This window comes from Micromonospora sp. L32 (genome assembly GCF_052068055.1).
GTDB classification, from domain to species: domain Bacteria; phylum Actinomycetota; class Actinomycetes; order Mycobacteriales; family Micromonosporaceae; genus Micromonospora; species Micromonospora purpureochromogenes.
In genome coordinates, this window is record NZ_JBQHDD010000012.1 from 1 (window position 1) to 24,305 (window position 24,305).

23 protein-coding genes and 1 pseudogene are annotated in these 24,305 nt (G+C 73.3%); 16 read left to right on the top strand and 8 right to left on the bottom strand.

The annotated features are described in order from the left end of the window. Positions 1–480: 480 nt before the first annotated feature. Positions 481–1,263, top strand: a pseudogene (locus ACTMTB_RS26850) (GNAT family N-acetyltransferase); the annotation flags it as partial. Between the two features lie 117 nt (positions 1,264–1,380). On the opposite strand, the gene ACTMTB_RS26855 reads toward ACTMTB_RS26850, so the two are convergent. Together ACTMTB_RS26855 and ACTMTB_RS26860 are read right to left on the bottom strand one after the other, a co-directional pair. Then, positions 1,381–2,031 (bottom strand): futalosine hydrolase, encoded by a 651-nt coding sequence (locus ACTMTB_RS26855; protein ID WP_441148990.1) that lies wholly within the window; start codon positions 2,029–2,031, stop codon positions 1,381–1,383. Continuing rightward, entirely contained in the window at positions 2,028–3,842 is a 1,815-nt protein-coding gene (locus tag ACTMTB_RS26860; protein WP_441148991.1) for an MFS transporter, read from the bottom strand. The genes ACTMTB_RS26855 and ACTMTB_RS26860 overlap by 4 nt, the downstream gene beginning before the upstream one ends. Positions 3,843–3,929: 87 nt before the next feature. Here ACTMTB_RS26860 and ACTMTB_RS26865 point away from each other — a divergent pair, with 87 nt between their 5' ends. Continuing rightward, complete coding sequence (locus ACTMTB_RS26865; protein ID WP_441148992.1) at positions 3,930–4,769, top strand: DUF3027 domain-containing protein; 840 nt, start codon at positions 3,930–3,932, stop codon at positions 4,767–4,769. 3 nt (positions 4,770–4,772) lie between these two features. On the opposite strand, the gene ACTMTB_RS26870 is transcribed toward ACTMTB_RS26865, so the two are convergent. Then, positions 4,773–4,985: a DUF2530 domain-containing protein gene (locus ACTMTB_RS26870; protein ID WP_441149132.1), complete on the bottom strand. Its 213-nt coding sequence runs from the start codon at positions 4,983–4,985 to the stop codon at positions 4,773–4,775. Between the two features lie 134 nt (positions 4,986–5,119). On the opposite strand from ACTMTB_RS26870, the gene ACTMTB_RS26875 reads away from it, so the two are divergent. From ACTMTB_RS26875 to thpR, 5 genes are all read left to right on the top strand, one after another. Continuing rightward, a complete protein-coding gene (locus tag ACTMTB_RS26875) occupies positions 5,120–6,598 on the top strand; it encodes an NCS2 family permease (RefSeq protein ID WP_441148993.1) in 1,479 nt (492 codons plus the stop codon). A 120-nt stretch (positions 6,599–6,718) separates the two neighbouring features. Beyond that, a complete protein-coding gene (locus tag ACTMTB_RS26880) occupies positions 6,719–7,168 on the top strand; it encodes a MarR family winged helix-turn-helix transcriptional regulator (RefSeq protein ID WP_172894517.1) in 450 nt (149 codons plus the stop codon). Positions 7,169–7,236: 68 nt separating this feature from the next. Next, complete coding sequence (locus tag ACTMTB_RS26885) at positions 7,237–8,523, top strand: MFS transporter (protein ID WP_441148994.1); 1,287 nt, start codon at positions 7,237–7,239, stop codon at positions 8,521–8,523. 111 nt (positions 8,524–8,634) lie between these two features. Beyond that, on the top strand, positions 8,635–9,150 hold the full coding sequence (locus ACTMTB_RS26890) for a hypothetical protein (RefSeq protein WP_357919609.1): 516 nt from the start codon (positions 8,635–8,637) through the stop codon (positions 9,148–9,150). After that, the gene (gene thpR, locus ACTMTB_RS26895; RefSeq protein WP_441148995.1) at positions 9,147–9,725 is read left to right on the top strand and encodes an RNA 2',3'-cyclic phosphodiesterase; all 579 of its coding nucleotides are present in this window, start codon (positions 9,147–9,149) and stop codon (positions 9,723–9,725) included. The genes ACTMTB_RS26890 and thpR overlap by 4 nt, the downstream gene beginning before the upstream one ends. A 139-nt stretch (positions 9,726–9,864) precedes the next feature. On the opposite strand, the gene ACTMTB_RS26900 is transcribed toward thpR, so the two are convergent. From ACTMTB_RS26900 to ACTMTB_RS26915, 4 genes are all read right to left on the bottom strand, one after another. After that, the gene (locus ACTMTB_RS26900) at positions 9,865–10,851 is read right to left on the bottom strand and encodes an aldo/keto reductase (protein WP_350796566.1); all 987 of its coding nucleotides are present in this window, start codon (positions 10,849–10,851) and stop codon (positions 9,865–9,867) included. A gap of 58 nt (positions 10,852–10,909) precedes the next feature. After that, the gene (sepH, locus tag ACTMTB_RS26905; RefSeq protein WP_441148996.1) at positions 10,910–11,989 is read right to left on the bottom strand and encodes a septation protein SepH; all 1,080 of its coding nucleotides are present in this window, start codon (positions 11,987–11,989) and stop codon (positions 10,910–10,912) included. A 184-nt stretch (positions 11,990–12,173) separates the two neighbouring features. Continuing rightward, positions 12,174–13,304, bottom strand: a complete 1,131-nt coding sequence (gene serC, locus ACTMTB_RS26910; RefSeq protein ID WP_441148997.1) for a phosphoserine transaminase — start codon at positions 13,302–13,304, stop codon at positions 12,174–12,176. A gap of 272 nt (positions 13,305–13,576) precedes the next feature. Continuing rightward, complete coding sequence (locus ACTMTB_RS26915; protein ID WP_280839119.1) at positions 13,577–14,683, bottom strand: citrate synthase 2; 1,107 nt, start codon at positions 14,681–14,683, stop codon at positions 13,577–13,579. A 272-nt stretch (positions 14,684–14,955) separates the two neighbouring features. On the opposite strand from ACTMTB_RS26915, the gene pdxH reads away from it, so the two are divergent. From pdxH to ACTMTB_RS26950, 7 genes are all read left to right on the top strand, one after another. After that, entirely contained in the window at positions 14,956–15,585 is a 630-nt protein-coding gene (gene pdxH, locus ACTMTB_RS26920; protein WP_441149133.1) for a pyridoxamine 5'-phosphate oxidase, read from the top strand. Next, complete coding sequence (locus ACTMTB_RS26925) at positions 15,582–16,877, top strand: MFS transporter (protein ID WP_441148998.1); 1,296 nt, start codon at positions 15,582–15,584, stop codon at positions 16,875–16,877. Before pdxH ends, ACTMTB_RS26925 begins: the two co-directional genes overlap by 4 nt. Positions 16,878–16,984: 107 nt before the next feature. After that, complete coding sequence (locus tag ACTMTB_RS26930; RefSeq protein WP_441148999.1) at positions 16,985–17,914, top strand: aldose 1-epimerase family protein; 930 nt, start codon at positions 16,985–16,987, stop codon at positions 17,912–17,914. Positions 17,915–17,925: 11 nt separating this feature from the next. Beyond that, positions 17,926–18,528, top strand: a complete 603-nt coding sequence (locus ACTMTB_RS26935; RefSeq protein WP_154940072.1) for a nitroreductase family protein — start codon at positions 17,926–17,928, stop codon at positions 18,526–18,528. A 179-nt stretch (positions 18,529–18,707) separates the two neighbouring features. Continuing rightward, positions 18,708–19,013 carry a type II toxin-antitoxin system VapB family antitoxin gene (locus ACTMTB_RS26940; protein WP_154940070.1) on the top strand — a complete coding sequence of 102 codons (306 nt, stop codon included), beginning with the start codon at positions 18,708–18,710 and terminating at the stop codon, positions 19,011–19,013. A gap of 32 nt (positions 19,014–19,045) precedes the next feature. Continuing rightward, entirely contained in the window at positions 19,046–20,209 is a 1,164-nt protein-coding gene (locus tag ACTMTB_RS26945) for an acyl-CoA dehydrogenase family protein (RefSeq protein WP_441149000.1), read from the top strand. Positions 20,210–20,308: 99 nt separating this feature from the next. Then, entirely contained in the window at positions 20,309–21,073 is a 765-nt protein-coding gene (locus ACTMTB_RS26950) for a DUF4230 domain-containing protein (protein WP_441149001.1), read from the top strand. A 58-nt stretch (positions 21,074–21,131) separates the two neighbouring features. Here the strand turns inward: ACTMTB_RS26950 and ACTMTB_RS26955 are convergent, their stop codons facing one another. After that, complete coding sequence (locus tag ACTMTB_RS26955; protein WP_154940064.1) at positions 21,132–21,335, bottom strand: PspC domain-containing protein; 204 nt, start codon at positions 21,333–21,335, stop codon at positions 21,132–21,134. Between the two features lie 712 nt (positions 21,336–22,047). Here ACTMTB_RS26955 and ACTMTB_RS26960 point away from each other — a divergent pair. Together ACTMTB_RS26960 and ACTMTB_RS26965 are read left to right on the top strand one after the other, a co-directional pair. After that, positions 22,048–23,418: an L-serine ammonia-lyase gene (locus ACTMTB_RS26960; protein WP_441149002.1), complete on the top strand. Its 1,371-nt coding sequence runs from the start codon at positions 22,048–22,050 to the stop codon at positions 23,416–23,418. A gap of 58 nt (positions 23,419–23,476) precedes the next feature. After that, complete coding sequence (locus tag ACTMTB_RS26965; protein ID WP_441149003.1) at positions 23,477–24,304, top strand: ABC transporter permease; 828 nt, start codon at positions 23,477–23,479, stop codon at positions 24,302–24,304. Position 24,305: the final 1 nt, after the last annotated feature.

Here is a 24,305-nt window from a genome sequence, read left to right on the forward strand (position 1 = left end):
CCGCCGGTGCCGCCCGCGCCGCCGGTGCCGCCCGCGCCGCCCGCGCCGCCCGCGCCGCCCGCGCCGCCCGCGCCGCCGGTGCCGCCCGTGCGCCGGTGCCGCCCAGCGCTCACTGGTCAGGCCGTTTCAGGACGCGTGGCAACGCCTACGCGACTCGCTTTCGAGCTGATGTCGTGAACGATTCAGCCGGGTGAGATGCCGCTGGTGGGTGTCATCGGACACCTCACCGTCCGTGCCTCACCCTCGGCAGGATGGCCGCCGCAACAGCCGGGCGGTTACCCGGTGCTGCACTGCGCGCCCCCACCGAACGTCATACCGCCTACCCAACGCGTAGGGCCGGGCGTGAGTCGTTAGCGACATCAGCTCCAAAGCGTCGCATCACCCCACCGTTGTCCCCAGCCCGGCGGGTTTTCCACAGCGTTATCCACAGGTTGGCCGAGGCTGTTGAAAGGACGCGGTGCGTGGTCGCAGCATGGGTTCGTGACGCAGACCTCGCCCCGGATCGACCTGGGCCGCACGATCCGCGCGATGCGCCGCCGCGCCGATCTGAGTCAGCGGGAGCTGGCCGAGAAGTCCGGGGTACCGCAGGCGACGATCGCGCGCATCGAGTCGGGGCGGGCGGTCGATCCGCGCTTCCGCACGATCGAGGCCCTGGTGGCAGCGGTGCGGGGCCGGATCGTGATGTCTGTGCCGACCGCCGGCGACGGGGTCGAGGTCGGGGGCGGCATCGAGGCTGGGCCTGGCGGCCACGGCGTGGCCGAGGAGGGTCGCGAGCAGGCGACGGGTGGGCTGCCGGCCGTACCGCACGACGAGCTGCGGGACGCGGTCGGTCGGCGCTACCCGGCACACCTGGACGCATGGCCGGTGCACGAGCCGAAGGACTGGCCGGGTGCGTGGTGGGCGGACTGGTACAACCTGCCGCCCGAGCGGTGGCCCCTGCCGCTGCCCGAGGCGACGTACGAGCGGGACCGCGGCTACCGGGACCGGCGACGCAGGGCGGAACTAGTGCGCCGCAAGTTCTCGGTACGCCAGGTCGTCGAGCCCGGCCGGTCGGCGACGTGCTGGCGGTTCGTCGCCGAGCTGCCCGACGGGGAGCTCGTCGGCGAGTTGCGGGCCCACGAGCGCACAGTGCACCTGGCATACGGGGGCGACGAGTCGGTGTGGCCCCGCGACCTGGTGCTCGACGGAGTGCTGGTCGCCAACGAGCACCGGCGGCTCGGCATCGGGCGTGGGTTGCTGGACGCGTTGCTCCGGCGGATGGCGGAGGTGCGGATAGGCGCGGTGTCCGGGATCGCCGAGGGCCCGGCGTCAACTTCCTGGCGGCGTGCGGCTTCCGAATCGCACCGCACCGGCCCCTGGCGATGTGTCTCGACCTGCCGGTCAGCTCAGGGCCCGGGCGGCCGCCGTGAGGGCGGTGAACGCCTCCCGCATCCGCCACGACCCCCGGTCCCGGGGGCCGATCGGGTTGGAGACGGTGCGCAGCTCGGCGAAGGGCAGGCCGGCGTGCGCGGCGGCCACCGCCACGCCGTACCCCTCCATGGCCTCGGCCACGGCGTCCGGGTGGCGGTCGGCGAGGGCTCGGGTGCTCGCGGCCGTGCCGGTCACCGTGCTGACGGTCAGCACCGCGCCGACGACCGCCTCGGGGAGCGCCGCGCACAGGGTGGCCAGCAGGTCGGGGTCGGCGTAGACGGTTGGACCGCCACCCAGCAGCTCCGGCGGCATGCCCAGCTCGTCGACCGGGATGAACCCCTCGGGCGACTCCGCGCCCAGGTCCGCCGCCACGCTGCGGGTGCCGAGGACCGTCGCGCCGACCGCCACCCGGCCGGCGAAGCCGCCGCCGATCCCGGCGCTCACCACCGCCCGGTACGGGCGACCCGCCGCCTCGGCCAGCGTCAGCAGCCGCGCGGTGGCGGCACCGGCCATCGCCGGCCCCACCCCGACCGGCCGTACGGTCACCGTCGGGTCGGTGAGGCCGGCCCGGACCGCCTCCGCCTCGGCCGGCACGGCGGTCAGCACCAGCAGACCCGTCACGACACCGACCCCGGCGACTGGCGCCGCTGGTCGTCGTCCGCCCCGCCGGGACGCGCCACGGCCGAGGACGGCCGGTAGATGTGGTACCCGGGCGGTGCCAGTCCGGCGTCGTCGCCGGCGGTGTCGGGGGAGCGGTGGCCGGTCGGCGCCGGTGAGGTCGGCGCGGCCTGGGCGGCGGCCGCCGTGGCGGCGTCCGCCGCCGCGTCGTGATCGTGCGGACCGGCGGTGTACGGCTCGTGGCTCGGCCCGGGCCGGTCCCGACCGGCGGTGCGCGGCTCATGGGTCGGCTCGGGCCGGTCGCGACCGGCGTAGTGCGGCTCGTGGGTCGGCCCGGGCCGGCCGCGGTCCGGGCTGTCCGGCCGGTCTGAGCCCGGCGTGCTGCCTGCCGCGTTTTCCGGCACGTCGTGGTCCGCGAGTTCCTCGTCGGTGAGCGGGCGACCGATCAGCCGTTCGTCGCGCAGTCGACCGGCGACCACGATGCCCCGGACGGCGGCGAGCACGCCCACCCCGGCGGCGACCGCGATGCCGACCCGCCCCTCGAAGGGGACCAGGCCGAGGCCGCCGCCGGCCACGAAGGCCAGCATCAGCGCGGTCTCCGAGTGGGCGAAGGAGCTGGCCCGCAGCCGCTCCGGGATCCGCTCCTGGATCGAGGCGTCCACGGCCAGTTTGGCGATTCCGCTGGTCAGCGCGGCGACCAGGCAGAGCACCGCCACCATCGGCAGGGAGAACTTCAGCGTGCCCAGGACGGCCACCCCGGCCACGATGATCATGCTGCTCGACTGGATCGCGGCGGGCCGGTGGATGCGCAGCCGGGTGCCGAGCGCGGTGGCCAGGAAGCCGCCCACGACCAACGCCCCGCCGACCAGGCCCAGCGCCGCCTGGTCGCTGAGTTCGCGCCCGAAGAAGTCGGTGTTCAGGTCGCCCTTCTTGAGCGCGAACGCGAGGAAGAGCAGCAGGAAGCCGTAGAGCGCGCGCGGCGCCGCCGCGCCGATCAGGGTGGCGATCACCAGGCGGCCGGCCGGGCGACCCCGGCCCAGGGGCCGGTCCCGGTCGGGGTTCAGCCCGCGCCACGGGCGGGGTACCCGCTCCGGCGGCTCGGAGTCCGCCTTCGGTGGCAGCCGCAGCGCGATCACCATGCCGACCAGGAAGATCACCGAGGCCACCCGCAGCGGCCACTGCGGCCCGAACCAGAACGCGGCCAGCCCGATCGGCGCCACCAGCGCGCCGGCCACCGTGCCGTAGACGCTGGCCCGCGCCCCCACCTGGGAGAGGCCGAGCCCCTCGGGCAGCAACCGGGGCACGGCCGCCGAGCGGGCCACCCCGTACGCCCGGGAGAGCGCGAGCACGCCGAACGCGGCCGGGTACAGCCCGAGGCCGCCGATGTAGTCCGAGATCAACCAGGCCAGGAACGCCCGGCCGAGCATGGTGGTGGCCAGGGCGTACCGGCGGCCGTGCCGGAAGTGGTCGAGCAACGGGCCGACCACCGGCGCCAGCATGGCGAACGGCACCATCGTGACCAGCAGGTAGAGCGCGACCTTGCTGCGCGCCTCGCCGAGCGGGACGTCGAAGAAGATCGTCCCGGCCAGGCCGATCGCGATGAGCGTGTCACCGGCGCAGGAGATCGCGTGCAGGTCGAAGAGGCGGACCATGCCGACCTCACCGCCGGCTCCCCGCGCCCGCGCCGACCCCGCCCGCCGGGTCATCCAGCGTCCTCCGCGCAGTGATCCGCGGAACAGCAGACGTGCGGCGCGGATGCCCGTGCCGGCGGTCCGGCCGAGGACGGACCGCCCGGAGCGGGAGGAGAGCGGCATGTGCACCATCCTCGCCCATCTGATCCACGCCCGTCGCGCCACCCGGGGAAGACGTCATCGGGGAGTCCCTGTCAGGCGGCGACGCGCATGGGGAACAATGGACGGGTGACCAGGCCCGCCTCCACCCGCGCCGCCCGCCTCGACCAGGTCTGTGCCGCCGCCGTCGACGTGGCGCGCGACGCCATCACCGAGGTGGAGCCCTCCGACGTCGGTGATCACCTGCGCGCCGTCGCCGAGGGCGACCGGGTCGTCACGCACTACTTCGAGTGCCGGCTCGCCGGCTACCGCGGCTGGCGGTGGGCGGTCACCGTGACCCGGGTGCCGCGCAGCAAGCACGTCACGATCTGCGAGACCGTGCTGCTGCCCGGCTCCGACGCCCTGCTCGCCCCGGGCTGGCTGCCCTGGCAGGAGCGGCTCAAGCCGGGCGACCTCGGCCCGGGCGACCTGCTGCCCACCGCGCCGGACGACGAGCGGCTCGCCCCGGGCTACCTGCTCTCCGACGACCCGGCGGTCGAGGAGGTCTCCTGGGAGCTCGGCCTCGGCCGGCCCCGGGTGCTGTCCCGCGAGGGGCGCTCCGAGACCGCCGAGCGCTGGTACGAGGGCGACCACGGCCCGTCCGCGCCGATCTCGGTGGCGGCGCCCGCCGCCGCCCGCTGCGGCACCTGCGGCTTCTACCTGCCGCTGGCCGGGGCGATGCGGCAGGCGTTCGGCGCCTGCGGCAACTTCTACGCCCCGGACGACGGCCGGGTGGTCAGCGCCGACCACGGCTGTGGCGCGCACTCCGAGGCGCTGGTCGAGGCGGCAGAGTCCCCGGTCGACGAGATGCCCACGATCTACGACGACAGCGCGGTCGAGGCGATGTCGGTCAGTCGCGCGCCGGGCTCGGTGGAGACGGGCGAGCCGGCGGAGCCGTACGGCCACTCCTGACGGTCAGTCCTGCGGGGACGATTCGCGACGGCGGCGCCGGTTGGCGTCGTGCCGCATCATCACGGCCAGACCGGGAAAGCCCCACAGGAAACCGGCCAGGCAGGTCCAGAGCCAGTTCTGGTGCCCGTGCTCCGTGAGCCAGCCCCGGAAGAAGACCAGCAGGACGAGGCCGACGACCGCCCAGGCGATCAGCCCGGCGACCGCGAACGGGACCATCGGCGGGTCGAGCGGCTCGGGCCGCGGCGCTTGCTCCTGTGGCACGGGGAAAAGCGTACGCGATCAACTTTTCCTGCCGGGCCGTGATCTGGGACGATGCGCGCGACAACCGAAGATCACCTGCGAGGGACCTGATGGCCATTGCGCCGCCGGACAACGGCACTCCACCCGATCCCGCCCAGCCCCGCACCGGTTTTGACCGGTTCTTCGAGATCTCCGCCCGTGGTTCGACGATGAGCCGCGAGGTACGGGGTGGTCTGGCGACCTTCTTCACGATGGCGTACATCGTGGTGTTGAACCCGCTGATCCTGGGCGGTGCTGTCGACGGTGACGGCAAGAAGCTCTCGATCCCCGCACTGGCCGCCGCGACCGCCCTGGTCGCCGGCCTGATGACGATGCTGATGGGCGTCGTCGGACGATTCCCGATGGCGCTGGCCGCCGGTCTGGGCGTGAACGCGCTGGTCGCGTACGAGATCGCCCCGGAGATGACCTGGGCGGACGCGATGGGCCTGGTGGTGATCGAGGGTGTGATCATCGCCGTGCTGGTCCTCACCGGCCTGCGTACGGCGGTCTTCCGCTCGGTCCCCACCCAGCTGAAGACGGCCATCGGCGTCGGCATCGGTCTCTTCCTCACCATCATCGGCCTGGTCGACGCCGGCTTCGTCCGGCGGATTCCGGACGTGGCCAACACCACCGTGCCGGTGGGCCTGGGCATCAGCGGCAAGATCGTCAGCTGGCCGATGCTGGTCTTCGTGGTCGGCCTGCTGGTGACCCTGGTGCTGGTGGTACGCCGGGTGCGCGGCGCGATCCTGATCGGCATCCTGGCCTCGACCGTGCTGGCGATCATCGTGGAGGCGGTCGCCAACGTCGGGCCGTCCTTCGTCGACGGCAAGCCCAACCCCAAGGGCTGGTCGCTGAACGTGCCGGAGCTGCCCAAGCAGGTCGTGGACGTCCCGGACCTGTCGCTGCTGGGCAACTTCAACGTGCTGGACTCGTGGAGCCGCGCCGGCTGGCTGGTGCCGCTGATGTTCGTCTTCACGCTGCTGATCACCGACTTCTTCGACACCATGGGCACGATGGTGGCGATCGGCCAGGAGGGGGACATGCTCGACGAGCGGGGCACCCCGCCGCGGGCCAAGGAGATCCTGCTGGTCGACTCGATCGCCGCGGCGGCCGGTGGCGCGGCGAGCGTCTCCAGCAACACGTCGTACATCGAAAGCGCCGCCGGTGTGGGGGAGGGCGCCCGGACCGGCGTGGCCAACCTGGTCACCGGCGCCCTGTTCCTGTTGGCGATGTTCCTGGCGCCGCTGGCGGTGGTGGTGCCCTTCGAGGCGGCCTCGACGGCGCTGGTGGTGGTCGGTTTCCTGATGATGACCGCGGTACGCACCATCGACTGGACCGACTACGAGATCGCCATTCCGGCGTTCCTCACCATCACCTTCATGCCGTTCACCTACTCGATCTCCAACGGCATCGGCGCCGGCATCATCAGCTACGTGGTGCTGAAGCTGGCCAAGGGGAAGGCGCGGGACATCCACCCGCTGCTCTACGGGGTGGCCGTGCTGTTCGTGCTCTACTTCCTGCGCGGGCCGATCGAGTCCGTGGTGCTGTAGCTCGACCGCCGCTCCGGGCCGGGGCCGAAACCGGATACCCGGCCCGGAGCAGCACAAACTCCCCGTGAGCATGGTCATATCGCGTGTCGTTAGCCAGGCTCATTAGTTATGCTAACTACTGTGACGGAGCGGACGGTGACGGCGAAACGCGTGCCACCGGCGCAGCTGGCCCCTCAGCTGCGTGATGCGATCACCCGACTCAACCGGCGGGTCCGACAGGCCCGGCCGGTCGGCGACCTGACGGTCACCCAGCTCTCCGCGCTCACCAGCCTCAAGCTGGCGGGCGCGCTGACGCCCCGGGAACTGGCCGACGTCGAACGGGTGCAGCCACCGACGATGACCAAGATCGTCGCGAAGTTGGAGGAGCGCGGCCTCGTGCAGCGCACCCCCCACCCGACCGACGGTCGTCAGGTCATCCTGGCGGCGACCGAAGGGGGCCTGGCCGTGCTCGAACAGTTCGAGCGGGCCCGCAACGAGTGGCTGGCCAGCCGGCTCGCCGCGCTCACGGAGGACGAACGGGACACGCTGCGGCGCGCCGCCGAGATCCTCCAGCAGCTGGCAAGAGCCTGACACACCCGCACCTCGGGGTCCGCACCGTCCGTTGTGGATGAGGCGTACCACGAGGAGGCGCACCAAGAGTGCAGGCGAAGCTGACGACGATGTTCCAGTCCCTACAGGTCCGTAACTACCGGCTATTCGCATCCGGGCAGCTGATCAAGCTGATCGGCGTCTGGATGATGTTCATCGCCCAGGACTGGCTCGTCCTCGAGCTCTCCGACGACTCCGCCACCGCGCTCGGCGTGGTGACGGCACTCCAGTTCACCCCGGTGCTGCTGCTCACCCTGCTCTCCGGCCGGCTCGCCGACCGGTACGACAAGCGACTGCTGCTCTTCGTCGCCAACGCCTTCTGGACGGTGCTCGCGCTCGGGATGAGCGTGCTGGTCCTCACCGACCTGGTGCAGCTCTGGCACGTCTTCGCCTTCGCCGCCCTGCTCGGCGTCGCCAACGCCGTCGAGACCCCCGTCCGCCAGGCGTTCGTCTCCGAACTGGTCGGCATGTCCCTGCTGCCCAACGCGCTCTCGCTCAACGCGGCGGTCTTCAACTCGGCGCGGATCGTGGGCCCGGCCGTGGCCGGCCTGGCCATCGCCGCCTTCGACGTCGGCCCGGTGTTCCTCTTCACCGCGGTCAGCTCGATCGCCCCACTGGCCACCGTGGTACGGATGCGCCCCGCCGAACTGCACCGCAAGGACCTGCCGCCGGTCGGCGAGCGGGACTCGGCCAAGGTCGTCGACGGGCTGCGGTACGTCTTCCGCCGTCCCGACCTGCTGCTGCCGATGGCGGTGATGTCGGTGGTCGGGATGACCCTGTTCAACTTCCAGCTCACCCTGGCCGCGCTGGCCAAGACCGTGTTCCGTACCGGTGCGGCCTCGTTCGGCCTGTTCAGCACCGCGCTGGCGATCGGGGCCCTGGTCGGGGCGCTGGCCGGCACCGGGCGGCGCAGCCGCCCCTCCGTCTGGGTGGTGCTGGGCGCGGCGGTCGGTTGTGCCGTCTTCGGCACCCTGGTCGGGCTGGCGCCGGCGTACTGGCTGGTGGTGGCGCTGCTGCTGCCCACCGGCTTCTTCATGGTCTTCTTCGCCCAGGCCGCCAACCAGCGGGTCCAGCTCGGCGTCGACGCCGCCTTCCGGGGCCGGGTGATGGCGCTCTGGGTGCTGGTCTTCCTCGGCACCAACCCGGTCGGCGCCCCGCTGATCGGCTGGGTCGCCGAGATCTACGGCGCCGGGGCGAGCATCTGGATGGGCGGCCTGATCTCGCTGGCCACCGCCCTGCTCGCGCTCACCTGGCAGCTGCGGCGGTCCGGCGCCCGGCTGCGCTTCCGGGTGCTGCCCATGCCCCGCTTCTACGTGGTCTCGTCGCCCGACTGCTGACCGACGCGCCGCCGGCCCGCCCCCGCCACGCGCGGGAAAGGCGGGCCGGTTTCGCGTCCGGATACCGGCAATCCGGTGGCGGGAGCCGGGCGTGGGCCTTAGCGTCGATATGTGGCAGGCGGTGGCGCACTGACGCTCGTACTGGCGATCCTCGCCGTGGCATGTCTGCCGGCGGCGTTCGCCCTGCTCTTCTGCCTCGACGAGATCTTCGACCGGGTGGCCTGCGGTTGGGCCGAGTGGCGCGACGGGCGACGCGAGCGCCGCACCATCGCCCGGCTGGACCGGGCGATCGAGGCGGACGCCCTCACCCGAGACATCGACCTGACCCAGCTCGACCGGGTCGACCGGCAACCCCTGGAACGCATCGCCGCCGACCTGCGCCGCCTCGGCGGGCACCGGCTCGCCGCCCGGGGCCGCTCGGTGGTCTGGCACGCCTCGGTCATCGACGCGTACGACGACCGGCTCCGGGCCGCCTGCCGGGCGCTGGCGATCACCGAGCACCTCACCGAGCTGGAGGGCGTGGACCGGGAGATCGAGCGGGTCCGGGTCGAAGGACTGCTCGCCCAGGCGGGGCTGGCGCTGCCGGCCGCCGTCGCCGGCCGCCGACCCCGTCACCGGCGGGCGTGAGACTCTTCGTCGCGGTCTACCCGCCGCCCGCCGCGGTCGCTCACCTGACCGACCGGCTCGCCGGGCTGCGGATCGGCGCCGCCTCCGCCGCCGGCATCAACGTACGCCTCGCCGACCCGGCGAACCTGCACGTCACGCTCGCCTTCCTCGGTGACGTGGAGGCGGACCGCCTGGTCGACGTGGAGAGCACCCTCGGGCTCGCCGCCGAGACGTCCCGCGCGGGGCGCGTCGGCGCACCCCGGCTCCGGCTCGGCGGGGGCGGCCGGTTCGGCCGGGGCCGCTTCACCGTGCTCTGGGTGGACCTGCTCGGCGATGTCGAGGCGCTGCACGTGCTGGGCCGGTTGATCCGGATGGGGCTGCGCCGCAACCGCCTCCCGCACGACGAGAAGCCGTTCCGCCCGCACCTCACGATCGCCCGCCCCGGCGACCGGATCGACCCGACCGACGTGGAGGCCGACCGGGCCGCGCTCGGCGGCTACGAGGGGCCGGAGTGGCCGGCGACCGAGCTGGTGCTGGTCCGCAGCCACCCCGGCCCCCGGCCGACGTACGACCGGCTCGCCGCCTGGCCGCTCTGACCGGTCCCGGGAGCCCGGGCAGGCCCGCGACATGCGGCGTGTCGCGGTGTCCGGTCCCCGGATGACCGCGACACGCCGCAACCGGTGCGGAGCAGGCGCCGCACCGCACCCGGTGCGGGTCACCGGGGTTGGGGGTGGGTCACCAGGCCCAGGCCTCCGGGCCGGGGCCGCCGTTGCCGACCGGCGGGAACAGCTCGTCGAGGCGCTTCTCCGTCGCCTCGTCGATGTCGACGGTCAACGCGCCCAGGCTCCGGTCGAGCTGGTCCATGGTGCGCGGGCCGATGATCGGGGCGGTCACCCCGGGCCGGGAGAGCAGCCAGCCCAGCGCCACGTCGGCCGGGTCGTGCCCGAGGTCCGCGCAGAGCTTCTCGTACGCCTCGATGGTCGTCCGGTGCTCGGCCAGCGCGTCGGCGGCGCGCCCGCTCGCACCCCGCGCGGCGCCGCCCTCGGCCATCTTGCGCAGGACCCCGCTGAGCAGTCCGCCGTGCAGCGGCGACCAGGGGATGACGCCCAGCCCGTAGTGCTGCGCGGCGGGGATCACCTCCAGCTCGACGTGCCGGGTGAGCAGGTTGTAGATGGACTGCTCGGCGACCAGACCGAGGAAGTTGCGCCGGCCCGCCGCGGCCTGCGCCTGGGCGATGTGCCAACCGGCGAAGTTGGACGATCCGACGTAGATCACCTTGCCCTGGGCGACCAGGGTCTCCATCGCCTGCCAGATCTCCTCCCACGGCGTGCTCCGGGAGACGTGGTGCATCTGGTACAGGTCGATCACGTCGGTCTGGAGCCGGCGCAGCGAATCCTCGCAGGCCCGGATGATGTGCCGGGCGCTCAGGCCCTGCTCGTTGGGCCAGTCGCCCATCTTGCCGTAGACCTTGGTGGCGAGGACCACCTTGTCGCGCCGGCCGCCGCCCTGGGCGAACCAGCGGCCGATGATCTGCTCGGTGATGCCCTCACCGGTCTGCCAGCCGTACACGTTGGCGGTGTCGAAGAAGTTGATGCCGTGTTCCAGCGCCCGGTCCATGATGGCGAAGCTGTCCGGCTCGGTGGTCTGCGGCCCGAAGTTCATCGTGCCGAGGCAGAGCCGGCTCACCGACAGACCGGTGCGTCCCAGATTCGTGTACTCCATGGGTCCACCCTGGCACGCGCGCACTTAGAGTGCCTCGCGTGCCAGGGTGCCCGTTGGATCAGGAGGACTCGCGGGCCGCCGGGCCGGTGCCGAAGAGGACGTCGTCCCAGCTCGGCAGCCGCTTGCGCGGCTTGCCGGAGGCATCGGTCGACTCGCCGCCGGCCGCCGCCGCGGCACCCGTGCGGCGGGGCCGGAGCACCGCCAGCGACGGTACGGCCGGAACCTCCTTCGGCGCGTCCGAGTCGTCGTCGAACGCCGAACCCTGGCCACCGCCGAGCAGTGCCGCCGCGCCCCCGCCGACAGCCCGCTGCCGGGGCGCGTCGGCGCCGGCCAGCGCGGCCGGGGAGCGCGGGTCGAGCCCGCGACCCGAGGTGCCGCCGAGCGGCCGGTCGAGGGAGGCGAGCAGGGCGTCGCGCCCGGCCCGGATCGGGTCCCGCCCGGAACGGCTGTGCTCGCCGGCCGCCGGCAGGCCGTGCCCGCCCCGGCTCGGCTCGCCGCGCGACGGGCCGGGCAGCGCGTGCCCGCCCCGCTCCGGCGCCGGCTCCTGGCCGAGGATCGGCGTCGGACGCTCGGCGCACAGGTACTGCGCCATGTCGTCGTGCGGGGTGACGTTCTGCCGCAGCTTGTCGAGGTCCCAGACCGCCTGCGCGGTGGCCTTGCCCGACGGCCAGGTGGCGATGATCCGCCAGGTGCCGTCGTCGCGCCGGTACGCGTCCCAGGAGATCTTCTCGGTGTCTATCCCGTGCTGCGCCAGCCGGCCGTTGACCACCTCGGCCAGCGGGGTCGGCTTCTCCGCGCCCTTGAGCCGGGTGCGCCGGGCGTGCTGGGCGAGCATGGCCCGCTCCTGGAGCACCGGGCCGGCGTAGCGCAGGACCCGGTCGACCGGGACACCCGCGATGCGGGCGACGTCCTCGGCGGACTCGCCGGAGCGGATCCGGGCCTGGATGTCCCGGGGGGAGAGCGACGGCGTCGGGTCGGCGGCGGCGGGCACCACCGCGAGCGGCGCCGCGCCGGGCTCGGCGTGCAGCACCGTGGCGATGCGTTCGTCGATGGGGAGGGCGAGCAGGCGCCCGACCTCGTCGGCGAGCACCAGAGCCTGGCCGTCCTCGGAGAGGGCGACGAAGCGTACTGGGCGCATGGCGTTGCCTCCGTCCCGCTTCGCTGGCCGTCACGCCACGAGCCGGCCACCCGGGCGTCCTCGGACCACCGTACGCTCTCCTACCCGAAGGTGGGGGATGCGACACCCGCATGTCGTGACTGAGCTGCGACGATGATCACGGTGGGTGGTCGACGGAGCCCCGTCGGCCACCCACCGTGACTGTCTACTGGAGCCGGTCCACCACGTAGTCGATGCAGGCGGTCAGCGCCTCCACGTCGGCCGGCTCGACCGCCGGGAAGAGCGCGACGCGGAGCTGGTTGCGGCCCAGCTTCCGGTACGGCTCGGTGTCCACGATGCCGTTGGCGCGCAGCACCTTGGCGATCGCCGAGGCGTCCACCCCGTCGGCGAAGTCGATCGTGGCGACCACGTTGGACCGCAGCGCCGGGTCGGCGACGAACGGCGTGGCCACGTCGGAACGCTCGGCCCAGCCGTACACGATGCCCGCGCTCTCGGCGGTGCGCTTGGCCGCCCAGGCCAGCCCGCCCTGCGAGTTCATCCAGTCGGTCTGCTCGGCGGCCAGGAAGATGGTGGCCAGCGCCGGCGTGTTGTACGTCTGCTCCAGCCGCGAGTTGTCGATCGCGGTGACCAGGTCGAGGAAGGCCGGGATGTAGCGGCCGGATCCCTTGATCTCGGTGGCCCGCTCCAGCGCGGCCGGCGACATCAGGGCCAGCCAGAGGCCACCGTCGGAGCCGAAGCACTTCTGCGGCGCGAAGTAGTAGACGTCGGTCTCGCCGACGTTGACCTCCAGGCCGCCCGCGCCCGAGGTGGCGTCGACCAGCAGCAGCGAGCCGGGGTCGGCGCCGGGCACCCGGCTGATCGGCACCGCGACGCCGGTGGAGGTCTCGTTGTGCGGGGTGGCGTAGACGTCCACGCCGGCCTCGGCGACCAGCGTCGGCGCGGTGCCCGCTGCGGACTTGCGGACGGTCGGCTCGCCGAGGAACGGCGCGTCGGCGACCGACTTGGCGAACTTCGCGCCGAACTCGCCGAAGCTGGCGAACTGGGCGCGGTCGCGGACCAGGCCGAAGGTGGCGACCTCCCAGAAGGCGGTGGTGCCACCGTTGCCGATGATCACCTCGTAGCCCTCGGGGAGGGAGAAGAACTCGGCGATCCCCCGGCGCAGCCGGGCCACCTCGTCGCGGACGGTCTTCTGCCGGTGCGAGGTGCCCAGGTAGCTGGTGGCCACGTCCGCAAGTGCGGAGACCGCCGCCGGACGGACCTTGGACGGACCGCAGCCGAACCGTCCGTCGGCGGGCTTGATGTCGTCGGGAATCCGGATTGTCGGTGCGTCAGCCACGGTTGTCGAGATCCTTCCGCATGGGCGAGGGCGGGCCCTTCACCGGGCGGGGACCTGCGGCGGGCGCGTGCGCGGGCGCACGGGCGGCCGGGATCTCCAGCCCGGTCCGGCGGCACTGCCGAGCCTTCATCCTCGCACTTCGTCCGGGCGGTCCGGCGGCTGGTCCCGCCCTAGTGCGCTGAGGGATGCGCCACAACCCGGCCGCCGCGGGAGCCGGGGCACGCGAAGGGGCCCCGTCCGCGCGGACGGGGCCCCTTCGACGGGTACGCGGATCAGACGCCGTGCGGGATGGCGTCCCAGCCCTCGACCTCGCTGGGCTTGCGGCTGCCCGGCCCGACGTAGCGGGCGGACGGCCGGACCAGCCGCTGGAGCTTCTTCTGCTCCAGGATGTGCGCGCTCCAGCCGCCCATCCGGGCGCAGGTGAACATCGAGGTGAACATGTGCGCGGGCACCTCGGCGAAGTCCAGCACCACGGCCGACCAGAACTCGACGTTGGTGGCGAGCACCCGGTCCGGGCGGCGGGCCTGGAGCTCGGCCAGCGCGGCCTTCTCCAGCGCCTCGGCGATCTCGAAGCGCGGCGCGCCCAGCTCCTTGGCGGTCCGGCGCAGCACGCGGGCGCGCGGGTCCTCGGCCCGGTAGACCCGGTGGCCGAAGCCCATCAGCCGCTCGCCGCGGTCGAGGACGCCCTTGACGTACCCCTCGGCGTCGCCGCTGCGCTCGACGGCCTCCAGCATGCTCAGCACCCGGCTCGGGGCGCCGCCGTGCAGCGGGCCGGAGAGCGCGCCGATGCCGGAGGAGATGCAGGCCGCGGCGTCGGCGCCGGTGGAGGCGACGATCCGGGTGGTGAAGGTGGAGGCGTTCAGGCCGTGCTCGGCGGCCGAGATGAAGTAGGCGTCGACGGCCTTGACGTGCCGCGGGTCCGGCTCGCCCCGCCAGCGCTTCATGAAGCGCTCGACGATCGTCTCGGCCTTGTCGATCTCCTTCTGCGGCACGGCGGGCAGGCCGAGGCCGCGAGCCGACTGGGCGACGAAGGACAGCGCGGTGACCGAGACCCGGGCCAGGTCCTCGCGGGCCTGCTCGTCGGAGATGTCCAGCAGCTGGTCCAGCCCCCAGTACGGGGCCAGCATGGCGACCGCGGACTGCACGTCGACGCGGATGTCGCCGGAGTGCACCGGCACCGGGAACGGCTCCGCCGGCGGCAGGCCCGGGCCGAACCGCCCGTCGACCAGCAGCGCCCAGACGTTGCCGAAGGAGACCTGACCGATCAGATCCTCGATATCGACGCCGCGGTAGCGCAGCGCGCCACCCTCGCGGTCCGGTTCGGCGATCTCGGTCTCGAAGGCTACGACGCCCTCCAGGCCCGGTTTGAAGTCAGACATGTCGTCTCCTGGCTTCCGGCTCGGTGCGCCCTCGCGGGCTCAGTCCGGCCCAGACCTTAGGCGACCCTCAGGGATGGTTTCGTGACATCTTGCCTGCTCGGTAACCAAATGCGCGACCCGCTGCGACTGTGCCGCACGTGACAGTCCCTCCGGTGGATCTCGTCACGTCGTCGGTGAGACTGTGCGGTGGGGGCTGGCCAGCGTCGGGGGACGCGGGCGCCGCCGCGAGGGGGAGAAGGAACGTGACGGGCGACACACCGCCGCCGGCGGCCATGCGTAACGATTACGCCGCCGACCTGGGCCTTTCGGAGGCCGATCTGGCCGCGGACTGGTACACCCAGTTCGACCGCTGGTTCGCCGACGCGGTCGCCGCCGGGCTGCCCGAGCCGAACGCGATGGTCGTCGGCACCGCCGACGCCGCCGGCCGCCCCAGTGGCCGCACCGTGCTGCTCAAGGGCTACGACCCGGAGGGCTTCGTCTTCTACACCAACTACACCTCCCGCAAGGGCGGCGAGGCGACCGCCAACCCGCACGCCAGCCTGGTCTTCCCCTGGTTCCCGATGCAGCGGCAGGTGGTCGTCGCCGGTCCGGTGGAGCGGGTCGACCGGGCGGAGACCGAGGCGTACTTCGCCAGCCGGCCGCGCGGGTCGCAGCTCGGGGCCTGGGCCAGCGCCCAGTCCCGGGTGATCGGAGACCGGGCGGCGCTGGACGAGGCGTACGAGGCGGTGGTGGCGCGCTTCGCGGACGTGGCGCAGATCCCCGCGCCGCCGCACTGGGGCGGCTTCCGGGTCCGGCCCGAGTCGGTGGAGTTCTGGCAGGGGCGGGTGAGCCGGCTGCACGACCGGCTGCGGTTCCGCCGGGCCGACGGCGGCGACTGGGTCGTGGAGCGGTTGGCCCCGTGACCGCGACCAAGGAGACCCGGTCGCGCGGGGCGCGCCGCTGGGCGATCGACCTGCGTCCGCTGGCGGTGCCCGAGTTCCGGCGGATCTGGCTCGGCGGCGGCATCGCCATGCTCGGCTTCCAGTTCACGGCGGTGGCCGTGCCGGTGGAGATGTACGCGCTGACCCGGGACTCGTTCTGGGTCGGCCTGCTCGGGATCGCCGCGTTCCTGCCGCTGCTGGTCTTCGGGCTCTGGGGCGGGGCGATCGCCGACGCCCGGGACCGGCGGGGCGTGCTGCTGGCCAGCCAGGCGCTGCTCTGGGCGTCGATGCTGGCGCTGCTGCTGCAGGCGGTGCTCCGGGTGGGCAGTCCGGTGCTGCTGCTGGCCCTGGTGGCGCTCCAGTCGGTCGGCTTCGCGGTCAGCGGGGCGGCCCGCACGGCGAGCCTTCCCCGACTCGTCCCGGCCGAGCTGGTGCCGGCCGCGAGCACGCTGAACTTCACCACGTACACCGCCGCGTCGGTGGCCGGGCCGCTGCTGGCCGGGCTGATCTTCGCGAGCTGGCGGACCGACGTCGCGCTGCCGATCGCGTACGGCCTGGACACGGTCCTGTTCACCGCCGCCGTCTGGGCGACCGTACGGATGCCGGCGCTGCCGCCCGAGCCGGACCCGGACGGCGACGGCAGCCCGCGCAGGGCCGGCCTGGCCAGCATCGTCGACGGGCTCCGCTACCTGGCCACCACGCCGGTGCTGATGCTCTCGTTCGCCATCGACCTGATCGCGATGATCCTGGCCATGCCCCGGGCGCTCTTCCCCGAGGTGGCCGAGGAGCGGTTCGGCGGCGCCGCGGCGGTCGGCTGGCTGTACGGCGCGATCTCGCTCGGCGCGATGCTCGGGGGGCTCACCTCCGGCTGGATCGGTCGGCTCCGCCGGCAGGGCCTGGTGCTGGTGGTGGCGGTGGTCGGCTGGGGCCTCGCGGTGGCCGCGGCCGGGCTGGCCCGCCAGCTCTGGCTGGTGGTGCTGCTGCTCGCCCTCGCCGGAGCGTCCGACCTGGTCAGCGCGGTGATCCGGCAGTCGATGCTGCTGGTCTACGCGCCGGACCGGATGCGCGGCCGGCTCCAGGGCGTCAACACGGTGGTCATCGCCGGCGGGCCGCGCCTGGGCGACCTGCGCGCCGGCGCGGTGGCGGCCGGGTTCGGCACCGGCGTGGCCTGGGTGGGCGGGGGCCTGGTCTCCGCGGTGCTCGCCGTCGCGCTGGTGGTGGTCTTCCCGGCGCTGCTGCGCTACCGGGCCACCCCGGCCGCCGACCGGGACTGAACCGTCCGCGGCCGGCGGGCGGGACGCGGCGGACCGGGCGACCGCTGGGCGGGAAGCGGCTCGGCTGGTCCGACGGGGGCGGGGGCGGGCGACTAAGGTCGCCAGACATGGAGAAGGCCGGAACCCGCCCGCCGTCCGGGACACAGTGGACCATTGCCGCCGACGGCCACGAGGCGGTCATCGTCGAGGTCGGCGGTGGGCTGCGGTCGTACCGGCACGACGGCGTGGACTACGTCGACGGGTACGCCGCCGACGAGATCTCCCCCGGCTCGGCCGGGCAGGTGCTGGCGCCCTGGCCGAACCGGATCCGCGACGGTCAGTACACCTTCGGGGAGCGCTCGTTGCAGCTCGACCTGAGCGAGCCGGCCCGGCGCAACGCGATCCACGGCCTGGTCAACTGGGTGTCGTGGCACCTGGTCGAGCAGTCCGCCGACGCGGTCACCGTCGGGTACGACCTGCCGCCGACCCCGGGCTACCCGTGGCCGCTGCGGCTGCGGAACCGGTGGAGCGTCGGCGCGGACGGCCTGCGGGTCGAGCACGAGGTGACGAACCTCGGCGCGGAGGACGCCCCGTACGGCTACTCGATGCACCCCTACCTGCGGCTGCCCGGCGTGCCGGTGGACGAGGTGGCGCTGCGCGTACCGGGGCGGATCCGGGTGCTGCTGGACGGCCGCCTGCTCCCCGTCGCCGCCACCCCGGTGGCCGGCACCGAGTACGACTTCACCGAGCCCCGCCCGATCGGCGACGCGGTGCTCGACCTGGCCTTCGGCGACCTGGTGCGGGACGCCGACGGGGGCTCGGCGGTGACCCTGGCCGCCCCGGACGGCTCCGCCGTGCTGCACATCTGGGCGGACCGGGAGTTCGGTTGGTGGCAGGTCTTCACCGGGGACACGCTGACCGGGGAGCGGCACCGGCGGTCGGTGGCGGTGGAGCCGATGACCTGCCCGGCGGACGCGTTCCGCTCCGGCAAGGACCTGATCACGCTGAAGCCCGGCGGCACCTGGCAGGGCGCCTGGGGCCTGCGGCCCGGCGTCTGAGCGGCGGGGGCATGGAGTTCGGCGAGGTCGTCCGGCGACGGCGGATGGTGCGCAACTACGACCCGGACCGTCCCGTCCCGCCGGACGTGGTGGACCGGTTACTCGACCACGCGGTGCGGGCGCCGTCGGCCGGGTTCGCGCAGGGCTGGGGCTTCCTGGTGCTGGAGACCCCGGAGGACCGGGAGCTGTTCTGGACGGCGGCCACCCCGGGCGGCGGCGGCCGGGAGCGCTGGCTGGCCGGGATGCGCCGGGCCCCGCTGATCGTGGTGCCGCACGCCAACCGCTCCGCCTACCTGGAGCGGTACGCCGAGCCGGACAAGGGCTGGGCGGACCGGGCGGCGGAGCGCTGGCCGGTGCCCTACTGGTACGTCGACACCGGCTTCGCCGCGCTGCTCATGCTGCTCACCGCAGTCGACGAGGGGCTGGGGGCCTGCTTCTTCGGCATCCCGCCGCAGCGGCTGGACGCCTACCGGGAGGCGTTCGGGGTGCCCGAGGAGTACCAGCCGATCGGCGCGGTGACCGTGGGTTACCGGGCGCCCGACCACCGGTCACCGTCACTGCGTCGGGGGCGTCGCCCGGTCGGCGAGGTGGTCCGGCGCGGCCGGTGGAGTTGAGCGTGGTTCATGCGGTCCCGGGTGGGTATCGGCGGTAGCGAAACCGACATGAGGGAGTAAAACGCAGTGTGGCGGAGGCGGTTAGGCTGGCACGGTCATCGGTGCCGCACCGCGCGGCACCACGGCGTGACCCGGCTCCGCGCCGACGGTCGGCCCGGCCACGGGGAGGGGAGCGTGCCGTGATCTTCAGAGCGGTCCGGGACGGGCGTCCGTACCCGGAGCACAACTTCACGCTCAAGCAGTGGGCGGAGATCCCGCCGCGCCCGCTGCGGCTGGACCAGCTCATCACCACCAAGCGGGAGCTGGCGCTGGACAAGCTCCTCGCCGAGGACTCGACCTTCTACGGTGACCTCTTCCCGCACGTCGTGCAGTGGAACGGCGGGCTCTACCTGGAGGACGGGCTGCACCGGGCGCTGCGCGCGGCGTTGCAGCAGCGCAACCAGATCCACGCCCGGGTGCTGGTGCTCGGCGGCCAGGAGGGATGACGCCCTCCTGACGACTCGTTAAGGTGGCCCCCATGACCGCACCCCTGGACCTGCTCGACGTGGATGCCTCGCTGAGCGAGGAGGAGCGGCAGATCCGCGCCGTCGTGCGCCAGCTCGTCGACGACCGGGTACGCCCGCACGTCGCCGACTGGTACGAGCAGGGCCACGTGCCGGCCCGCGAGCTGGCCCGGGAGTTCGGCAAGCTCGGCCTGCTCGGCATGCACCTGACCGGGTACGGCTGCGCCGGCGCCTCGGCGGTCGCGTACGGGCTGGCCTGCCTGGAGCTGGAGGCCGGCGACTCCGGCATCCGCTCGCTGGTCTCGGTGCAGGGCTCGCTCGCCATGTACGCCATCTGGCGCTACGGCAGCGAGGAGCAGAAGCAGCGCTGGCTGCCGGCGATGGCGGCCGGCGAGGCGATCGGCTGCTTCGGCCTGACCGAGCCGGACCACGGCTCCGACCCGGCCTCGATGGCCACCAGGGCGCGCCGCGACGGCGACGACTGGGTGCTCAACGGCGCCAAGATGTGGATCACCAACGCGCCGATCGCGGAGGTCGGCGTGATCTGGGCGCGCACCGACGAGGGGGTACGCGGTTTCGCCGTACCCATGGACACGCCGGGGGTGACGGCGCGCGAGATCCGGCAGAAGATGTCGCTGCGCGCCTCGCTGACCGGCGAGATCGCTCTCGACGACGTCCGGCTGCCGGCGGACGCCCAGCTGCCCGGGGCGATCGGGCTGAAGGCCCCGCTGAGCTGCCTGACCGAGGCCCGGCACGGCATCGTCTGGGGCGCGCTCGGCGCGGCCCGCGACTGCCTGTCGACGGCGCTGGACTACGCGACCACCCGGACCCAGTTCGGCCGGCCGCTGGCCGGCTTCCAGCTGACCCAGGCCAAGCTCGCCGACATGGCCGTCGAGTGGAACAAGGGCTACCTGCTGGCGCTGCACCTGGGCCGGCTCGCCGACGCCGGGAAGCTGCGCCCGGAGCAGGTCAGCGTGGGCAAGCTGAACAACGTGCGGGAGGCGCTGGCGATCGCCCGCCAGTGCCGGACGATCCTCGGCGCGAACGGCGTCTCGGGCGAGTACCCGGTGATGCGGCACGCCAACAACCTGGAGAGCGTGCTGACCTACGAGGGCACCTCGGAGATCCACCAGCTGGTCATCGGGCAGAAGCTGACCGGGCTCTCCGCCTTCGCCTGAGCCGGGGCTTCACCCGATCGGGTCGCTCGACGCGCGGGTGTCGTATCCGGCCCGTACCGTCATCGCTAGACGACGTGTCTGACGAGGACGGTGAGGGCCATGGCCCGCGACGGTGACATCAACGAGCCCACCAGGGAGTTCCCCGGCTACCCGACCGCCGACACCCTTCCGGCCCGGTCGGACGACACCTCCCCGCCGCGGCCGGGCGGTTCGGCGCCTACCGGCGGGCCCGCCCGGGGCCTGCTCATGGTGCTGGGCGCGGCGGCGCTGGCGGTGGTGGTGCTGCTCGGCGCCCAGGCGACCGGGATCTTCCCCGACTTCCGCAATCCCTTCGCCAAGGAGCAGACCGACCGCAGCCAGCCGCCGCTGCTCAAGTCGATCCAGGACCTCAGCCGCTACGTCGCCGCCGAGGGCAACTTCCAGGTCGTGGTCGACCTGCAGAACGACCGCAACAACGTGCCCGAGTTTCTGCTCAAGCAGCGGACCCTCTTCGTCGGGGCCGGCAGCGTGGAGGCGTACGTCGACTTCACCAAGATCTCCGAGGGGGCGGTGGTCGAGTCCGCCGACGGCAAGTCCGTCGAGATCAAGCTGCCGGCGCCGCAGCTCGGCAAGACGAACCTCGACCTGCAGAAGAGCTACGTCTTCGCCGAGGAGCGCGGCCTGCTCAACCGGCTCGGCGAACTGGTCAACGGTGACCCCAACCGGCAGCAGCAGGTCTACCAGCTCGCCGAGGAACGGATCACCGCGGCGGCGCGCGACAGCGGGCTGACCCAGCGCGCCGAGGAGAACACCCGCAAGATGCTGGAGGGCCTGCTCCGCTCGCTCGGCTACGAGAAGGTCACCGTCACCTACACCGCCCCCTGACCCACAACCGGCAGCGCCCGCCCCGAGATGTCGGGGCGGGCGCTGCCGTGCGGGAAGGTCAGTAGCGGGTGGCGGCGCGGTCCTCGTTCGGCATCAGCACCCAGAGCACCAGGTACACGATCACCTGGGTGCCGGGCAGCAGCAGCGACAGCAGGAACAGCAGCCGGATCATGAACGCCGAGGTGTTGAACCGGCGGGCCAGGCCGGCGCAGACGCCGGCGAGCATGCGCCCCTCGCGGGGCCGGACCAGTTTGCGACTCATCGTCGTACTCCCACTCTGCGGCGATCCGCCGCTCTGGAATCAACGGTAGGAAGGGGTGGCCACCGCGCCCTCCGTCCGAAGACGGATCCGGCGGCCCCGTACCCGTAGGTGGTTACCCGCGCCGCCCCCGCCCGACGCCCCACCGCCCCTGCGTCCCGCCGCGCCGCCCGCACGGTTTGCGGCGTGTCGCGGTGTCCGGGCCGGCTGATACCGCGACTCGCCGCAAGTCGCGGCGCCACCCTCCGTCGCGGCCGATGCTGGCCCGCGGCCCGTCTCACCGTTTGCGGTGTGTCGCGGTGTCCGGGCCGGCGGACACCGCGACTCGCAGCAAGTCGCGGCGCGCCTCCGCGCGGCTGATGGCGGCCCGCGGCCCGTCTCGCCGTTTGCGGCGTGTCGCGGTGTCCCGGGCGACGGTCACCGCGACACGCCGCAAATCGCGGTGTCCGGGCCGGCGGACACCGCGACTCGCCGCAAACCGCGCCGCGTCCCGGGCGAAGACGCCGGCCGGGCCGCGGCCCGGTGAGGGTGGCGGAGGGTGGCGGGATGTGTCGTCACCTGCGGCGGAAGGGCGGGAGGTGCGGCGGGCGGGTAGGCTCGCCGGTCGGATGCCGTCCACCACCCCGGGCGGTGCCGCCGGCCGCCGGAGACCCCGGCGGGCGGAACCCGGGTCGGACCCGGCACCACCGGGCGCGACGGCGAGGAAAGTGCAGCCATGATCAGTGTTTTCGACCTCTTCAGCGTCGGCATCGGGCCGTCCAGCTCGCACACCGTGGGCCCGATGCGGGCCGCGCGGACGTTCGTCGCCGGGTTGAAGGGCGACGGACTGCTCGCCGACGTCGTCCGGGTCCAGGCCGAACTGTTCGGGTCGCTCGGCGCCACCGGGCACGGGCACGGCAGTGGCCCGGCCGTGCTGCTGGGGCTGGAGGGCGAGGCGCCGGAGACGGTCGACACCGACACCGTCGGCCCCCGGGTCGCCGCGATCCGCGCCGAGGGCCGGCTGCACCTGCTCGGCGTGCAGGAGATCGACTTCGACCCGGACCGGGACCTGGTGCTGCACCGCCGCCGGTCGCTGCCGTACCACCCGAACGGGATGACGTTCGCGGCCTACGACGCCGCCGGCGCGCAGGTCAGGGCCCGTACCTACTACTCCGTGGGCGGCGGGTTCGTGGTGGACGAGGCGGCCGCCGGGGCGGACCGGATCAAGCCCGACACGACCCGGGTGCGGTACCCCTTCTACACCGGCGCCGAACTGCTCGACGTGACCGCCTCGACCGGGCTGTCGATCAGCGAGGTGATGCTGGCCAACGAGTGCTCCTGGCGCAGCGAGGCCGACGTGCGGGCCGGCCTGCTGGAGATCTGGCGGGTGATGCGGGAGTGCGTGGTGGCCGGCTGCGAGCACGACGGCGTCCTGCCCGGTGGGTTGAAGGTTCGCCGCCGCGCCGCCGAGCTGCGCCGGAGCCTGGAGGCGGAGACCGACTCCACCGACCCGCTGCGCGCGATGGACTGGGTGACGCTCTTCGCCCTCGCCGTCAACGAGGAGAACGCCGCCGGCGGTCGGGTGGTGACCGCCCCGACCAACGGCGCGGCCGGGATCATCCCCGCGGTGCTGCACTACTACACCCGGTTCACGCCGGACGCCAGCGACGACGGGGTGGTCCGCTTCCTGCTGGCCGCCGGCGCGATCGGCGTGCTGTTCAAGGAGAACGCCTCGATCTCCGGCGCCGAGGTCGGCTGCCAGGGCGAGGTCGGCTCGGCCTGCTCGATGGCCGCCGCCGGGCTGGCCGAGGCCCTCGGTGGCACGCCGGCGCAGGTGGAGAACGCCGCCGAGATCGGCATGGAGCACAACCTCGGGCTGACCTGCGACCCGGTCGGGGGGCTGGTGCAGATCCCGTGCATCGAGCGGAACGCGGTGGCTAGCATCAAGGCGATCACCGCCACCCGGCTGGCGCTGCGTGGGGACGGGGTGCACGCCGTCTCGCTGGACAAGGTCATCAAGACCATGCGGGAGACGGGCGCCGACATGAAGGTCAAGTACAAGGAGACGGCGCGCGGCGGCCTGGCCGTCAACGTGATCGAGTGCTGAGGGGCGTTCGTTCACCGACTGCTAACCTGTCGTCCGTCCTGGGAGGCGGGAGGCGACGGTGACCGCTGGCGTCGCGGCGTTGTGGTCGCACCGCAACTCGCTGCGGATCCTGGTCAAGCGGGACCTCGCGGTGAAGTACCAGCAGTCGGTGCTCGGCTACTTCTGGTCGCTGATCGAACCGCTGGGCATGGGGGCGATCTACTTCTTCGTCTTCGGCGTGCTCTACTCCGGCGACACGGAGCAGCACCTCGGGCAGGCCGCCGAGTCGTACCCGCTCTTCCTGATCACCGGCATCTTCGCCTGGATGTGGACCAGTTCGGCGCTGAGCGAGGCGACCAACGCGCTGACCGGGCAGTCCCGCCTGATCACCACGATGAACGTGCCCCGGCAGGTCTTCCCGATCGGCCGGGTCACCGGCCGGTTCGCCGAGTACGCCGCCGGCCTGCCCATCCTCTTCGCCGTCGCCGCCGTCTACGCCGCGCACGGCAGGATCCACCCCGGCTGGTCGCTGCTCGCCCTGCCGCTGGCCGTGCTGGTGCAGGCTACCCTGCTGGTCGGGCTGTCGCTGCTGCTCTCGGCGGTCAACGTGCTGATGCGCGACGTCGAGCGCTTCATGCGGCTGATCATCCGGGTGCTCTTCTACGCCACGCCGATCATCTACCCGCTGAGCCTGGTCCGGGAGTCCGGGATGCCGGGCTGGGTGAAGGTCGCCTACGAGCTCAACCCGCTGGTCGGCATCTTCCAGCTCCAGCACGCGATCTGGTACCCGGACGAGTTCCCCGACGCCCGGCTGCTGGCCACCACGGTCGCCGGCAGCCTGCTGCTGCTGGTCGCCGGCTGGTGGGCGTTCCGCCGGCTCGAACCCGCCGTGCTCAAGGAGCTGTGAG

Excerpts from the sequence above, each read along its gene's own strand:
- sepH (WP_441148996.1), bottom strand. The coding sequence starts at position 11,989 with ATGCGCCCAGTACGCTTCGTCGCCCTCTCCGAGGACGGCCAGGCTCTG.
- ACTMTB_RS26945 (WP_441149000.1), top strand. The coding sequence starts at position 19,046 with ATGACCGCACCCCTGGACCTGCTCGACGTGGATGCCTCGCTGAGCGAG.
- ACTMTB_RS26900 (WP_350796566.1), bottom strand. The coding sequence starts at position 10,851 with ATGGAGTACACGAATCTGGGACGCACCGGTCTGTCGGTGAGCCGGCTC.
- ACTMTB_RS26935 (WP_154940072.1), top strand. The coding sequence starts at position 17,926 with ATGGAGTTCGGCGAGGTCGTCCGGCGACGGCGGATGGTGCGCAACTAC.
- ACTMTB_RS26865 (WP_441148992.1), top strand. The coding sequence starts at position 3,930 with ATGGGGAACAATGGACGGGTGACCAGGCCCGCCTCCACCCGCGCCGCC.
- ACTMTB_RS26860 (WP_441148991.1), bottom strand. The coding sequence starts at position 3,842 with ATGCCGCTCTCCTCCCGCTCCGGGCGGTCCGTCCTCGGCCGGACCGCC.
- ACTMTB_RS26870 (WP_441149132.1), bottom strand. The coding sequence starts at position 4,985 with ATGGTCCCGTTCGCGGTCGCCGGGCTGATCGCCTGGGCGGTCGTCGGC.
- ACTMTB_RS26930 (WP_441148999.1), top strand. The coding sequence starts at position 16,985 with ATGGAGAAGGCCGGAACCCGCCCGCCGTCCGGGACACAGTGGACCATT.
- ACTMTB_RS26915 (WP_280839119.1), bottom strand. The coding sequence starts at position 14,683 with ATGTCTGACTTCAAACCGGGCCTGGAGGGCGTCGTAGCCTTCGAGACC.
- ACTMTB_RS26955 (WP_154940064.1), bottom strand. The coding sequence starts at position 21,335 with ATGAGTCGCAAACTGGTCCGGCCCCGCGAGGGGCGCATGCTCGCCGGC.
- ACTMTB_RS26950 (WP_441149001.1), top strand. The coding sequence starts at position 20,309 with ATGGCCCGCGACGGTGACATCAACGAGCCCACCAGGGAGTTCCCCGGC.
- ACTMTB_RS26875 (WP_441148993.1), top strand. The coding sequence starts at position 5,120 with ATGGCCATTGCGCCGCCGGACAACGGCACTCCACCCGATCCCGCCCAG.
- pdxH (WP_441149133.1), top strand. The coding sequence starts at position 14,956 with ATGCGTAACGATTACGCCGCCGACCTGGGCCTTTCGGAGGCCGATCTG.
- ACTMTB_RS26960 (WP_441149002.1), top strand. The coding sequence starts at position 22,048 with ATGATCAGTGTTTTCGACCTCTTCAGCGTCGGCATCGGGCCGTCCAGC.